The sequence below is a fragment of the Sphingobium sp. GW821-FHT02B05 genome, assembly GCF_059421905.1.
The window spans coordinates 1,851,463-1,864,874 of the sequence record NZ_JBWKVW010000001.1 but is presented as its reverse complement, the minus strand read 5'-3'; the positions used below and the strand labels follow the sequence as shown (position 1 = coordinate 1,864,874).

The following is a 13,412-nucleotide window of genomic DNA, read 5'->3' as shown; positions in this document are numbered from 1 at the left end:
ATGAGCGACGATACCCATGTCATGTCCACCACGGACCGGCTGGTCTATATGGCGCACCAGATTGCCCGCAACATGGCGATGATGGGCGAAGCGAAGGCGAGGGAAGCGCTGGCCGAACATCTGACCCGCTTTTGGGACCCGCGGATGAAGGCGCAGATCGTCGCCATCGCGCAGGAGCAGCCCGAACGGCTCTCACCGACCGTGGCCGCCGCCGTCGTGCGAATGGCGCAGGGCCGGCCGGCGCCAAAGGTCGATGCGGCGCAGTTCAACGCGGTGGATGAAGCGGGCCATTGCGACGCCGGTTGAGCGACGGGCCGTCCACCGCTAGGCCATGATGATGGATGAGCCTGCCGCCACTTCCCTGACATTCGATCGTTTGACGCCCGATGGTGCGACGCAGGCGATCGACCGGCCGCTGGCGCAGGAAGTGCCGGTCGCGATCGAATATAACGGTGCGGGCTATGCCGTGCTGATGGCGACGCCCGGAGATATCGCGGATCTGGTGCAGGGGTTCAGCCTGGCCGAGCGGCTGGTGAGCCGGGACGACACGCTGCTGGACGTGGACGTGCATGATACCGGTGCGGGGATCATCGCCCGCGCGACGTTGCCGCCGCATCGGACCGATGGGCTGCTGGAGCGGGTTCGGCATCGCGCATCGGATTCCTCCTGCGGGCTGTGCGGGATCGAGAATCTGGAGCAGGCGATCCGGCCGCTGCCGCGCGTGACAGCGTCATCGCGGGCGGACCGCGCCGCCATCTTTCGCGCACTGGCGGCATTGCGCGATCATCAGCCGCTTAATACCGCAACCGGGGCGGCGCATGCGGCGGCCTGGGTGGGGGCGGACGGCGCGATCCGGCTGGCGCGGGAGGATGTCGGGCGGCACAATGCGTTCGACAAGCTGATCGGCGCAATGGCGCGGATGGCGGCGGACTGGGACGGCGGCTTTGCGCTGCTGTCGTCGCGCTGCTCCTATGAGCTGGTGGAGAAGGCGGTGTTGGCCGATTGCCCGTTGCTGGTCACCATATCCGCGCCCACCCGGCTGGCGGCGGAGCGGGCCGAGGCTGCCGGATTGCCGCTGGTCGTATTGGCGCGGTCCGATGCGCTGTTGCTTCGGGGCCACAGCGACATCCGCCAAGCATAGGAGCGCTTGGCAGCGTCCCGGCTTTCCCTTATGGCGCGCGCTGTGGGGAAGGCATGTCTTTCCTGCAACATGATCGCGCCGGTGCCCGGAAACGGGTTAATCGGGAATGTGGTGCGGGCGTCACAAGCGCCTTAATCCACGGCTGTCCCTGCAACTGTGAGCGGATAGCGCGATGCACTGGCCCCAAAAAAAAGGGGCAGCCACTGGAGCAATCCGGGAAGGCGTGCATCGTGCCACGACCCGCGAGCCAGGATACCGGCCGGCGCTTGGTCGCTCTTGCTTTGGTCCAGGGGATGGTCGGGGCACGGTGGTTTTCCGTCGAGCGACGCCATGCGGCCGGGGCCGCATCGGGCCGCGGACGGGATATGGCGTCATCCCCCCAAAGGCCCGACCGCTTTCGGGCGGACGCCCCAGCCACCGTCGCTTTGACGCTGTAGGGGCAATGACAATGTTGAAATATGGACTTTCGCTGGTGGCTCTGGTCGCTGCCAATCCGGCCTTTGCGCAGGCGGACGACGATATCGTCGTGACCGCCGCGGGTATCGCACAGTCGCGCGACGAAGTCGGTCAGGCGATCACGGTCATCGACGCGGACACGATCAAGACGCGGCAGGCGATCGACGTAGTGGACCTGCTGGCGACGACGCCGGGCGTGCGTTTCAACCGCAACGGTACCGTCGGCGCGCAGACCGGCGTGTCGCTGCGCGGTGCGGAAACGACGCAGACTCTGGTGCTGATCGACGGGGTGAAGGTGAACGACCCCAGCGGTATTGGCGACGGCTATGATTTCGGCCCGCTGCTGACCGGGAATATCCGCCGGATCGAAGTGCTGCGCGGCTCCAACTCGGTGGTACACGGCAGCCAGGCGATCGGCGGCGTGGTCAATATCATGACCGGCGTGCCGGCCGAAGGCTTCGGCGCCAACGCATCGGCCGAATATGGCTATAGCGACACGTTCAGCGCGAAGGCGGACGTTTCCGGGACTGCCGGCATCGCGTCGGGCGGTGTGGGCGCAGCCTATTTCCGCACAGATGGCATTTCGTCGGCCGCCAATGGTACCGAGCGGGACGGCACGGAGAATATCGCCGCCAATGCGCGGGTGAAGCTGGCCTTCTCGGACAATCTCAGCCTCGACCTGCGCGGCTATTATATCCATGCAGATCTGGACGTGGATGGCTTCCCGGCGCCCGACTATGTGCTGTCCGACACGCCTGAAGTCGCCATTACCGATCAATATGTCGGCTATGCTGGCATCAACCTCGCGCTGCTGGACGGCAAGCTGACCAACCGGGCGGCCGTCACCTGGATGCGCAACGAGCGTGACTATTATTCGGCGCGCGGCGCGGAGGTCGATTATGGCTATAGCGGCACCAATCTGCGTTTCGAATATGAAGGCGTCTATGCGCCCATCGATCAGGCCAGGCTGGTCTTCGGTTATGAGCATGAGCGGCCGGACTATGATTATTATGACGCCTTCGGCACGACCAGCGCCAAGATCAATATCGACAGCGTCTATGCACTGGCGATCGTGAAGCCCTTCACGGGCCTGGCCGTCACCGGCGGCGTGCGCCATGACGATCATAGCCAGTTCGGCGGCGCGACCACCTTTGGCGCGAACGCCAATTATTCGCCCAATGGCGGCGCAACCAATGTGCGGCTGAGCTATGGCGAGGGCTTCAAGGCGCCATCGCTCTATCAGCTCTACGATAGCTGGAGCGGCAATGCGGCGCTGACCCCCGAACGGTCGAAAAGCTATGATATCGGCTTCGACCAACGCCTCGACGGTGACCGGGCCGTGCTGTCGGTCACGGCATTCCAGCGCGATACCCGCAACCAGATCAACTACGACAACGACACGTTCCGCTACGCCAATCTGGACCGCACCCGTGCCAAGGGCGTGGAAGCCTCGATCGCGCTGAAGCCAGTGGACGCGCTGACCGTGACCGGCAGCTACAGCTATGTCGACGCGCGCGACAGGTCGGAAGGATCGGCCACCTATGGCAATCGCCTGGCCCGCCGCGCCACCAATGCGGTGAGCCTGTCGGTCGATTATGTCTGGCCCTTCGGCCTGGCGACCGGGGCGACCGTCACGATGGTCGGCGACAGTTTCGACAATGCGGCCAACACGCGCCGGCTGGACGGCTATGCGCTGGCCGGCGTCCGGGCATCCTTCCCCGTGGGCGAGCATCTGGAAGTCTATGGCCGCGTCGACAATCTGACCGATGAGAATTACCAGACGGCCTATGGTTACGGCACCTATGGCCGCGCTGCCTATGGCGGCGTGCGTGTCCGCTTCTGATGACCGTTGGCCGGGGTCAGCGCGGCGCGTTCAGGCGCGCCGTGATGGCCCCTGCCGCCTGCACATAGGCTGGGCCGCCGCACACGGTCCAGCTTTGCGGCAGGCTGATGCGCGGGATGGTGCGCAGCGCTGGATGATGCAGCATTTCCGTGCCCTGATCGACCACCCGGTCGGTCGCGCTTTCCACGATCAGCCAGTCGGGGCGGGCGGCGACCATTTCCTCCAGCGATATCTGCGCCAGCATCGGCTTGCCGAGCCGGCTGGCGAGATTGGTGAGGCCAACGCGATGCATGAGATCGTCGATCAACGTGCCGGTGCCGGTCATATAGCCGCGCCGCTGATAATAGGCGGCGACTCTGCTCCGGCCAGGATGGCGCAGCGCGGCAAGGTCGCGATTCATCCGCGCAATCAGCGCTTCACCCCGATCGACATGGCCGATGGCACGGGCCACCTGACGAATTTGTTCGAGGATCGCGCCATAGCTTTCTGCACTGGCGAGGCCGACCGTGCGCCAGTCGCCCGGCGGGGCGCCGGCGACCCTGTTCATGCCGATCGGATAGCCCAGGATCAGGTCGGGCTGGATCGCCAGCACTTCTTCCAGCGGCCGGCGCAGGATGCGAATACCACGCGCCTTGTCCGCCGCCGCCGACAAGGCAGGATCGCGCGCATTGCTGCTGAGCGCCGCGATCTGGCCCGGATCGGCCAGGGCAAGCAGATACTGGTCGGCGCAGACATTGAGCGATACGATCCGGCGTGGAGGCGCCGCCGCGCCGCCGAGCGCGAACAGGGCGGTTGCCGCAAGGATCATCCGGCCGATCATCCCCACCGCCTTATCAAGCACGGCCAAGGAGGCAAGCCATGAGCGCAGGCCGCTATCATCCCCTGTTGATCCCCGGTCTGGTGCTGATCGTCATCGGCGCGGCCTTTGCCTCCATATTCCTGGGCGCGGTGACGATCAGCCCCGCGCGCATCTGGGCGGTGGTGACCGGCGGCGGCGACATGATCGCCCGCACCATCATATTGGAGCTGCGCCTGCCGCGCATGTTGCTGGGCCTGCTGGTCGGCGCGATGCTGGGCGTGGCGGGGGCAGCGTTGCAGGGCTATCTGCGCAATCCGCTGGCCGAACCATCGGTGCTGGGCGCATCCAATTCGGCGGCGCTGGGGGCGGTCTGCGCGCTCTATTTCGGCCTGTCCGAACTGCATCCGCTGGCGCTGCCGCTGCTGGCGATATTTGGCGGGGCGATCGCGATCCTGACCCTGTTCCTGCTGTCGGGATCGGCGGAAAGCCCGCTGACGCTGATCCTGGCCGGCATCGCCGTGTCGACGCTGGCGGGGGCAGGGATCAGCTTGGCGCTCAACCTGTCGCCCAACCCCTTCGCTGCGATGGAGATCATGAGCTGGCTGCTGGGGAGCCTGGAAAATCGCAGCTATGACCATGTCTGGATCGCGCTGCCCTGCGTCATCATCGGCGCGGCCCTGCTGCTGGCGGATGGACGGACGCTGGACGCGCTGACATTGGGGGAGGAAGGCGCGCAGGCGCTGGGCGTCAACCTGTCGGCCGCGCGGCTGCGCATGATGCTGGGTGTGGCGATCGGCGTGGGCGGCGCGGTGGCGGTGTCCGGATCGATCGGCTTCATCGGCCTGATCGTGCCGCATCTGGTGCGGCCGTTGACCGACCGCTCGCCATCGGCCGTGCTGCTGCCATCGGTGCTGGGCGGGGCGGCGCTGCTGACGCTGGCGGATATCGGCGTGCGGCTGATCCCGTCGACCAGCGAACTGAAACTGGGGGTCGTGACCGCGTTGCTGGGCGTTCCGGTCTTCCTTGTCCATCTGATGCGGGAGCGGCGGCTATGGTGACGATCGTTGCGGACGGATTGTCGGTCCGGCTGGGGCGTCATGCGGCGGTCCGCAATGTCGGCGTGACGCTGGAGCCGGGACGGTTGGTCGGCGTGATCGGCCCCAATGGCGCGGGCAAGTCCACCTTGATCCGGGCGCTGCTGGGGCTGGCGAAGCCGGAAGCGGGGCAGGTGCGGATCGACGGGCGCGATGTGGCCGGGCTGGACCGGCAGAGCGTGGCGAAATCCGTCGCCTATCTGCCGCAGGGGCAGACGCTGCACTGGCCGCTGGGGGTCGAGCGGCTGGTGGCGCTGGGGCGACTGCCGCATCTGGGGCCGTTGTCGCGCCTGTCGGTGGAGGACGAGGCGGCGATCGAGGCAGCGATGGCGCGGGCCGATGTGCTGCACCTCAAAGGCCGGCTCGCGACCGAATTGTCGGGTGGCGAGCGGGCGCGGGTGCTGCTGGCGCGGGCGCTGGCCGTGGGCGCGCGGGCGCTGATCGCGGACGAGCCGCTGGCCGCGCTCGATCCGGGGCATCAGATCGACGTCATGGACCTGCTGCGGGCCGAGGCGCGGGGCGGGGCGCTGGTGGTGACCGTGCTGCACGACCTTGGCATGGCCGCGCGCTATTGCGACCGGTTGCTGCTGATGGACGGAGGCGCGCTTGTCGCCGATGGCGCGCCGATGGATGTGCTGACGCCCGACATATTGGCGCGCGTCTATGGCGTGACCGCCCGGATCGAGCGGGACGGGGACGTGCCGCTGATCCTGCCGGTGGGGCGGGTCCGCTAAATCCTCCCCCTGCGGGAAGGACGGTCTTACTCGCCGAAGCTGCGCGGGGCAGGGTCGATCACGCTGATGGTGCCGGCGCCGACTTCCCCGACCTCCAGCGCGCGTTCGGCCACGCCCGCACGGTTGAAGCGGAAGGCGCCGTCGATCCCGGAAAAGCCGCCGGCGTCACGCAGGCGGGCCGCCGGGAAGGGCGTACCGGGCTTCCAGTCCTGCGCGATGCGGACGGTCAACAACACCGAATCATAGCCGAGCGAGGAGAGGCGGAAGGGGGCGCTGCCGTAGCGGGCGCGATATTTGTTGGCGAGCTGGCGATACAGCGCATCGGACACGCTGGCGAACCAGGCGCCGCGCAGCACGGGACTTGCAGCCAGCGCGGTGTCCGTGTTCCACAGTTCCGTGCCCAGCAGGCGTGCGGTGGCGCCGCCATTCTTGCGCACGATCGGCGCGACCTGCAACGCCACCCGGCCGCTGTCGGCGATGAGCAGCGCGTCGTAGCTGGATGAGGCCTGGAGCTTGTTCACCGCAGCAGTGATGGAGGCAGGCGAGCGGTCGAAGGTCTGCATCGACACGACGGTACCGCCGGCCTGTTCGACCGCGCGGAGCATGGCGTTGCCGGCCCGTTCGCCATAAGTGCCGCGGGGCACCAGCGCGCCGAAGCGGGACAGGCCCTTGCCCTTCGCATAATCCACGACGCGGTCGATCGACTGGGCGGTGTTGTAGCCCAGCACATAGACGCCGCTGCCCGCGATGCTGGCATCGTTTGAAAAGCTGACGACCGGCACATTGGCGCGGGCGGCGATAGGCCCGACGATGCGGGCATCCTCCGCCAGCAAGGGGCCAAGGATCAGGCGGTTGCCGTCGGCCAGCGCCTTGTTGACGGCGGCCGCCGCACCCAGCGCCGTGTCATAGGTGGTGATGCGTACGCGATCGGTCTTGGTATCCAGCAAGGCCAGCGTGGTGGCGTTGGCGATCGACTGGCCCACGCCCGCATTGGTGCCGGTCATCGGCACCAGCAGGGCAACGCGATGACGGGCTGTATCGGTGGGCAGGCCCTGCACGACTTCCGGACCGGTCGGCCGGGTGGGACCAGTGGGGGCGGCTGGCCCCGGCCCCTTGGGCACGATCGACTGACAGGCGGCCAGGAACAGGGCCGCCCCCATGAAGGCGATCCGCGCGCCCCTTTTTATGGCGGCGAACATGTTTGCTTGCCGGGGGGCATCCGTCTCTGTCATCTGGCGTCCTTATGGAAACTGAACCTTCAGGGCTTGAGCCTGGGCTTTATATCGTGGCGGGGCCAATCGGCAACCTTGGTGACCTTACGCCGCGCGGGGCGGAAGTCCTGCGGCTGGCAGATGTGGTCGCCGTGGAAGATACACGGGTGAGCGCGCGCCTCCTGCGCCACGCCGGGTCGGACCGGCCGATGGTCCCCTATCATGATCATAGCGCGGAAAATGTGCGGCAGCGGCTGGTCGAACGGATGGCGAGCGAATCGGTGGCTTTGCTGTCGGACGCGGGGACGCCGCTGATTTCAGATCCGGGATACAAGCTGGTGCGCGACGCGCGGGCGGCGGGGCGGAAGGTCACGACCCTGCCCGGACCCAGCGCGGCGATCGCGGCGCTGACGCTGTCGGGCCTGCCGACCGATCGCTTCCTGTTCATGGGCTTCCTGCCCAGCAAGGCGAAGGCGCGGGGGGACGCGCTGGACGAAGTGGCAGCGCTGCGGGCCACCTTGGTCTTTTACGAGAGCGGACCGCGCCTGTCCGACAGTCTGGCGTCGATGGCCGCGCATCTGGGCGATCGGGACGCGGCGGTGAGCCGGGAGATCAGCAAGACGTTCGAGGAGACGGCGACGGGCACATTGACCGAATTGTCCGTCCGCTACGCCGATGCGCCGCCCAAGGGGGAGATCGTCGTCACCGTCGGTCCGCCCGGCGAAGCGCCGCCGGCGAGCGCGGAGGATGCCGATGCGGCGTTGCGGGAGGCGCTGACCCGGTTGCCGGTGTCCAAGGCGGCGGGCGAGGTGGCCAAGAAGCTGGGGCTGGATCGGCGGACGCTGTATGACCGGGCGACGGAATTGAAGGCCATGGAATCGGAGGGGTGAGCAGGCATCAGGCGGAGAAGCGCGGACGTCAGGCCGAACGCATCGCTGCCTGGTGGCTGCGGCTTAAAGGCTGGCAGATTGTCGGGCGGCGGATGCGGACGCCTGCTGGCGAGGTCGACCTCGTCGCGCGGCGCGGGTCGATGATCGCCTTTGTCGAGGTGAAGGCGCGGGGAAGCGCGGCGGAGCTGGACCTGGCGATCGACGAACGCCGGCTGGCGCGGGTCGCGGCCGCGGCGGAAATATTGTGGCATGATCTGGCGAAACCGGGCGACGATATGCGAATCGACGTCATCCTCCTTGCGCCGGGCCGCGCGCCACGCCATCTGGCCAATGTCTGGCATGGGGGGTGATGGCCTGCCCCATCAATCAACCCCGTTCGTTTCGAGCGGAGGTTCGAGCGAAGCCGAGAGCCGAAGTCGAGAAGGCATTCTCGACAGACGCTTCTCGACAGGCTCGAAGCTGCGCGAACCGAACGGTTTAAGGGAAAGATACGAATGACCGAACTCAACCCCCTGACCGTCGCCATGCAGATGGACCCCATGGAGGGTATCAAGATCGGGGGCGATTCGACCTTCCATATCATGCTGGCGGCGCAGGCGCGGGGGCACAGGCTCTATCATTATCTGGCGCCGGACCTGACCTTCCGCGACGGCCGCGTGCTGGCCAAGGCACGGCCGGTGCGGGTGCAGAAGGTGCAGGGCGATCATTTCGCCTTTGGCGACTGGGAAGTGCTGGACCTTGGCCGGGACGTCGATGTCGTGTGGATGCGGCAGGACCCGCCGTTCGACCTCAGCTACATCACCGCCACCCATCTGCTGGAGCGGGTGCAGGACGAGACATTGGTGGTGAACGACCCCGCCAGCGTCCGCAATGCGCCCGAAAAGCTGTTCGTGCTGGACTATGCGCGCTTCATGCCGCCCACGATGATCACCCGCGATCTGGCGCAGGTGAAGACGTTCCTGGCCGAGCATGGCGAGATCGTGGTGAAGCCGCTCTATGGCAATGGCGGCGTGGCGGTGTTCCATGTCGGCAGCAACGGGGCGAACCTGTCGTCGCTGGTGGAACTGTTCAACGCCTCATGGGTCGAACCCTTCATGGTGCAGGCCTTCATCCCCGGCGTCGCGGAAGGCGACAAGCGGATCGTGCTGATCGACGGAGAGGTCGCGGGCGCGGTCAACCGCATTCCGGGCAAGGGCGAGATCCGGTCGAACCTGGCCGTGGGCGGATCGGCGGCCAAGACCGAATTGACCGATAAGGAGCGCGAAATCTGCGCCGCGCTTGGCCCGGAACTCAAGGCGCGCGGCTTGTTGTTCGTGGGGATCGACGTGATCGGCGGCGAATGGCTGACGGAAATCAACGTGACGTCGCCGACGGGGATCGTGTCGATCGATGCGTTCGACGGCACGGATACCGGCGGCCTGATCTGGGACGCCATCGACGCACGGCTGGCGGCGCGGGCGGCGGCGTGACCTGATGCCCAGGGTTTTCCTGACGGGCTTGGGGATATGACCGATTGGGTGCTCCGCCTGATCGATGCGGGGGGATATTGGGGGATCTTCTTCCTGATGATCCTGGAAAATGTCTTTCCGCCGATCCCGTCCGAACTGATCATGGGCATTGGCGGCATCCGCGTCGGGCAGGGGCGGATGGCGATGGAATGGCTGTTGCTGGCGGGCACGATCGGCACCACCATCGGCAATTATGTCTGGTATCTGGTGGGCCATATGCTGGGCTTTGCCCGGTTGAAGCCGCTTGTCGACCGCTTCGGCCGCTGGGCCACGCTGGAATGGCGCGATGTCGAGGCGCTGGACCGGCTGTTCGGTAAATATGGGCAGATCGTCGTCTTCGTGTTTCGCTTCATGCCGGCGTTTCGCACGATGATATCGCTGCCCGCCGGGCTGTTCCGCATGGGTCATGTGCGCTTCCTGTTATGGACCACTGGCGGCGCGCTGATCTGGAACGTCATCCTGGCCTATGCCGGCTATGTGCTGGGGCAGAATTTCCGCAACATCGACCATTATGTCGGACCGGCGGCGACCGCCTGCGTCATCGGGGCGGTGCTGCTCTATCTTTGGCGGCTCGCGACCTGGCGGCCCAAGGGCTAGAAGGGAATTTTCACCCCTACCATCACTCGCTGGGAGGTGGTGCCGTTGGCCATGCTCTGGCTTTCGACATGGACATTGCCCTTCACCTTGCCGAACAGCCCCATTTCCGCGCGACCGAGCGGCGGTTCGGTGTCCAACGGGACAGGTTCGTTATCGACCCGCTGGCTCTGGCGTCGCGCGGTGACGACGATGGCGTTGGCATCAGGGGAGGGTTTCACCTTCTTCAGGTCGAAATCGGCGGGAATGTCGGCCCCGCCCACGCTTTGCAGGGCCAATATCAGACGCAACATCATCATATTCCCCTTCGGGGCCGAAGATGATGCAAGCTGTCCTGCGATTGCGGCCGATATAAGGCGATTTCAGGCGCGGGGGTGGGCGTTGCGATAGATGTCGAGCAGATGGGCGGCATCGACCTGCGTATAGATTTGGGTCGAGGACAGGCTGGCATGGCCGAGCAGTTCCTGAAGGGAGCGCAGGTCCGCGCCGCGCCCCAGCAGATGAGTCGCGAAACTGTGGCGCAGCGCATGCGGCGTGGTGCGGTCCGACAGGCCGAGGCGCCCGCGCGCGCCCTGCACGGCGCGGCGGATGATCGCAGGAGAGAGCGGCCCGCCGCGCGCACCCCGGAACAAAGGTTCGTCGCGGGCCGGCGGATAAGGGCAGAGGTCGAGATAGGCGGCGATCGCGTCGCGCACTTGCGGCAATAGCGGAACGATGCGGGTCTTGTTGCGCTTGCCGGTGACGCGCAGCGTGTCGGCCAGCGGCAATATGTCGCCATGCAGCCCCATCGCCTCCCCGATGCGCAGCCCGGCACCATAGAGTAGCAGGAGCACGGCCCAGTCGCGCGCACCGATCCAGCCGTCGCGCGCGGTTTCGGCGATATCCTGCGCCAGCGCGACCGCTTCGTCGGGGGAGACGGGGCGGGGCAGGCCGCGCTTGACCCGTGGGCCTTTGAGGTGCGGCACACGGGCATCGTCGCCGCCGACGAATTTCAGAAAACCGCGCACGGCGGACAGTTCGCGTGCGGCGGAGAGGTTGCCGATGCCGTCGGCGCGGCGGCTGGACAGGAAGGCGCGCAGGTCCGCCTGATCGAGGCTGGCGAGGGTTGTTGCGGTGACGGCTTCACCCCGATGCTCCGCGAGGAAGGCGATCAGCCGCTCGGCCGTTGCGACATAGGCGCGCACGGTATGGATGGAGCGACGACGGTCGAGCGCCAGATGCTGGCGCCAGCGTTCGGGGAGGGCGCCGCTCATGTTGGACACGCCGGGCTTAACTTCGCACATTTCCCGCCAAATGAGACATTTTGGAACAAGAGTTGGAAATATTGTTGCGAACTAATGTGGGGGGACGAGGAGCGCTGAGCGGGCATGGCGGGAGCATATCAGAGGGCGGCGCAGTAGGACAGGTGGACGGGATGGATGACGGAAGGGCTACTTTCCCAAACGTTATCCCAGCGACGGCTGCGATCCCAGCCTTCGCTGGGGTGAAGGTAAGGGGGCGACATGTCGCGCACCCTTGAAATCCGCGCATAAATGGGCACATGGGTGGGCATGGCACCTCCCTTCGATCCGGCCGACCTGCCGACCGGCCTTTTGATGCCGCTCAGCCCCCTGGTTCATCGCGTGTTGGCGCCCAATCCTTCGCCTTTCACCTTTACCGGAACTCAGACCTATATCGTCGGCGCGCAGGCCGTGGCGGTGATTGATCCCGGCCCGGACGATGCCGACCATCTGGCCGCGCTGATCGCCGCGATCGCGGGGCGGCCGGTGGTGGCGATATTATGCACCCATACCCATCGCGACCATAGCCCGGCCGCGCGGCCATTGAGCGACCTGACCGGCGCGCCGGTCATCGGTTGCGCGCCGCTGACGCTGGACGATGACGGGCCGCGCGCGGACGCGGCGTTTGACGCGGGCTATCGCCCCGATCGCATCTTGGCCGATGGCGAGCAGGTGCGCGGGCCGGGCTGGACGCTGGCGGCGGTGGCGACGCCGGGCCATACGTCCAACCATCTGTGCTTTGCCCTGCTGGAGGAAAAGGCGCTGTTCAGCGGCGATCATGTGATGGGCTGGTCCACCAGCGTGATTTCCCCCCCCGATGGCGACATGACCGCCTATATGCGTTCCATGCAGTTGCTTCTGGGGCGCGACGATGTCGTCTATTATCCCGCCCATGGCGAGCCGATCGACAATCCGCAGCGGCTGGTGCGCGGGATGATGGGGCATCGCAAGCAGCGCGAGGGGCAGATTTTGCGATTCCTGGAACGGAACGGGGACAGCGCCATCCCGGACATGGTGGCGGAGATGTACAAGGGCGTAGATCCGCGCCTGCATGGCGCCGCCGGGCGATCGGTGCTGGCGCATCTGATCGACCTGGACGGTCGGGGTCTGGCAGAACCCACCGGGGACGGGCGATGGCAGATGCGTTGAAACGGTACGCCGGTCCGATCGGCGCGGCGCTGCTGATCCTGTTCGCGGGCGCGGCGATGCTGGTCGGCTGGCAGCGCTATAATCGCGACTATGTGGTGGCGGTGGAGGATGATGGATCGGCGGTGACGAAGATCATCGCAGAGAAGATCGCCGGCACCAGCGACCTGCGCGTGTCGCGGTTGAACGGCGTGGTCCAGAGTACGGCCCAGGATGTGCGCGGCTTTGGCTGGCTGAAATCCGACCAGGTGGTGAAGATGCCCTATTCGGTCGATTATTTCATCGACCTGTCGGGGCTTTCGCCAAGCGATCTGGAATGGGATGAAAAGAGCCGCACGCTGATCGTCAATGCGCCCGACGTGAAGACGGACAAGGCCAATGTCGATGAAGCGCGCCGGACCTTGGTGCGCACCGGCGGCATGTTCGTGACGCGCGAAGCGGGCGAGGCGCTGAGCCGCAAGGCGTCCGCCCATGCGCAGGCGCGGGCGGAAGCCTCTGCCCGGTCGCCCGAACGCATGGCGCAGGCGCGCGAATATGGGCGGTCGGCAGTGGCGAAGGTCATGGGCGCGCCGCTGGCCGCGATGGGCTTTGGCAATGCGCGGGTGATCGTCACCTTCCCGTCGGAGCGCAAAGGGGACAATCGCGAGCGGTGGGACGTCACCACGCCGATCAACGAGGTACTGGCAAACCGCAGACAGGCCCGCTAGGGCGCGCGG

15 protein-coding genes and 1 riboswitch are annotated in these 13,412 nt (G+C 66.5%); of the genes, 11 read left to right on the top strand and 4 right to left on the bottom strand.

Annotation, left to right across the window (positions count from 1 at the left end; all coding sequences use genetic code 11):
* The 3 genes from AC07UX_RS09320 (at position 1) to AC07UX_RS09310 (ending at position 3,440) form a co-directional block, all read left to right on the top strand.
* Positions 1-306, top strand: a complete 306-nt coding sequence (locus tag AC07UX_RS09320; RefSeq protein WP_495191613.1) for a formate dehydrogenase subunit delta — start codon at positions 1-3, stop codon at positions 304-306.
* Between the two features lie 28 nt (positions 307-334).
* The gene (gene fdhD / locus AC07UX_RS09315; RefSeq protein WP_495191846.1) at positions 335-1,141 is read left to right on the top strand and encodes a formate dehydrogenase accessory sulfurtransferase FdhD; all 807 of its coding nucleotides are present in this window, start codon (positions 335-337) and stop codon (positions 1,139-1,141) included.
* 62 nt (positions 1,142-1,203) lie between these two features.
* A riboswitch (cobalamin riboswitch) is annotated at positions 1,204-1,419 on the top strand.
* A 170-nt stretch (positions 1,420-1,589) separates the two neighbouring features.
* Positions 1,590-3,440 (top strand): TonB-dependent receptor plug domain-containing protein, encoded by a 1,851-nt coding sequence (locus AC07UX_RS09310; protein ID WP_495191845.1) that lies wholly within the window; start codon positions 1,590-1,592, stop codon positions 3,438-3,440.
* 16 nt (positions 3,441-3,456) lie between these two features.
* Here the strand turns inward: AC07UX_RS09310 and AC07UX_RS09305 are convergent, their stop codons facing one another.
* Complete coding sequence (locus AC07UX_RS09305) at positions 3,457-4,260, bottom strand: ABC transporter substrate-binding protein (protein ID WP_495191844.1); 804 nt, start codon at positions 4,258-4,260, stop codon at positions 3,457-3,459.
* 38 nt (positions 4,261-4,298) lie between these two features.
* Here AC07UX_RS09305 and AC07UX_RS09300 point away from each other — a divergent pair, with 38 nt between their 5' ends.
* Positions 4,299-5,297 carry a FecCD family ABC transporter permease gene (locus AC07UX_RS09300; protein ID WP_495191612.1) on the top strand — a complete coding sequence of 333 codons (999 nt, stop codon included), beginning with the start codon at positions 4,299-4,301 and terminating at the stop codon, positions 5,295-5,297.
* Positions 5,291-6,067, top strand: a complete 777-nt coding sequence (locus AC07UX_RS09295) for an ABC transporter ATP-binding protein (protein ID WP_495191611.1) — start codon at positions 5,291-5,293, stop codon at positions 6,065-6,067. The genes AC07UX_RS09300 and AC07UX_RS09295 overlap by 7 nt, the downstream gene beginning before the upstream one ends.
* Positions 6,068-6,093: 26 nt before the next feature.
* Here the strand turns inward: AC07UX_RS09295 and AC07UX_RS09290 are convergent, their stop codons facing one another.
* Positions 6,094-7,299, bottom strand: coding sequence for a penicillin-binding protein activator (locus AC07UX_RS09290; protein ID WP_495191610.1), 1,206 nt, complete (start codon positions 7,297-7,299; stop codon positions 6,094-6,096).
* An 11-nt stretch (positions 7,300-7,310) separates the two neighbouring features.
* On the opposite strand from AC07UX_RS09290, the gene rsmI reads away from it, so the two are divergent.
* The 4 genes from rsmI (at position 7,311) to AC07UX_RS09270 (ending at position 10,273) form a co-directional block, all read left to right on the top strand.
* A complete protein-coding gene (rsmI, locus tag AC07UX_RS09285) occupies positions 7,311-8,168 on the top strand; it encodes a 16S rRNA (cytidine(1402)-2'-O)-methyltransferase (protein ID WP_495191609.1) in 858 nt (285 codons plus the stop codon).
* Positions 8,165-8,518 carry a YraN family protein gene (locus tag AC07UX_RS09280; protein ID WP_495191608.1) on the top strand — a complete coding sequence of 118 codons (354 nt, stop codon included), beginning with the start codon at positions 8,165-8,167 and terminating at the stop codon, positions 8,516-8,518. Before rsmI ends, AC07UX_RS09280 begins: the two co-directional genes overlap by 4 nt.
* A 144-nt stretch (positions 8,519-8,662) precedes the next feature.
* Entirely contained in the window at positions 8,663-9,637 is a 975-nt protein-coding gene (gene gshB / locus AC07UX_RS09275; RefSeq protein WP_495191607.1) for a glutathione synthase, read from the top strand.
* Between the two features lie 36 nt (positions 9,638-9,673).
* Positions 9,674-10,273 (top strand): DedA family protein, encoded by a 600-nt coding sequence (locus AC07UX_RS09270; protein WP_495191606.1) that lies wholly within the window; start codon positions 9,674-9,676, stop codon positions 10,271-10,273.
* Here the strand turns inward: AC07UX_RS09270 and AC07UX_RS09265 are convergent.
* Both AC07UX_RS09265 and AC07UX_RS09260 read right to left on the bottom strand, forming a co-directional pair.
* On the bottom strand, positions 10,270-10,569 hold the full coding sequence (locus AC07UX_RS09265) for a hypothetical protein (RefSeq protein WP_495191605.1): 300 nt from the start codon (positions 10,567-10,569) through the stop codon (positions 10,270-10,272). The two genes, AC07UX_RS09270 and AC07UX_RS09265, sit on opposite strands and share 4 nt — an antisense overlap.
* 63 nt (positions 10,570-10,632) lie before the next feature.
* Complete coding sequence (locus AC07UX_RS09260; RefSeq protein WP_495191604.1) at positions 10,633-11,523, bottom strand: tyrosine recombinase XerC; 891 nt, start codon at positions 11,521-11,523, stop codon at positions 10,633-10,635.
* A gap of 297 nt (positions 11,524-11,820) precedes the next feature.
* Between AC07UX_RS09260 and AC07UX_RS09255 the strand changes: the two genes are divergently transcribed.
* Both AC07UX_RS09255 and AC07UX_RS09250 read left to right on the top strand, forming a co-directional pair.
* Positions 11,821-12,699 carry an MBL fold metallo-hydrolase gene (locus AC07UX_RS09255; protein WP_495191603.1) on the top strand — a complete coding sequence of 293 codons (879 nt, stop codon included), beginning with the start codon at positions 11,821-11,823 and terminating at the stop codon, positions 12,697-12,699.
* Entirely contained in the window at positions 12,684-13,403 is a 720-nt protein-coding gene (locus AC07UX_RS09250; RefSeq protein ID WP_495191602.1) for a DUF4230 domain-containing protein, read from the top strand. Before AC07UX_RS09255 ends, AC07UX_RS09250 begins: the two co-directional genes overlap by 16 nt.
* Positions 13,404-13,412 lie beyond the last annotated feature (9 nt).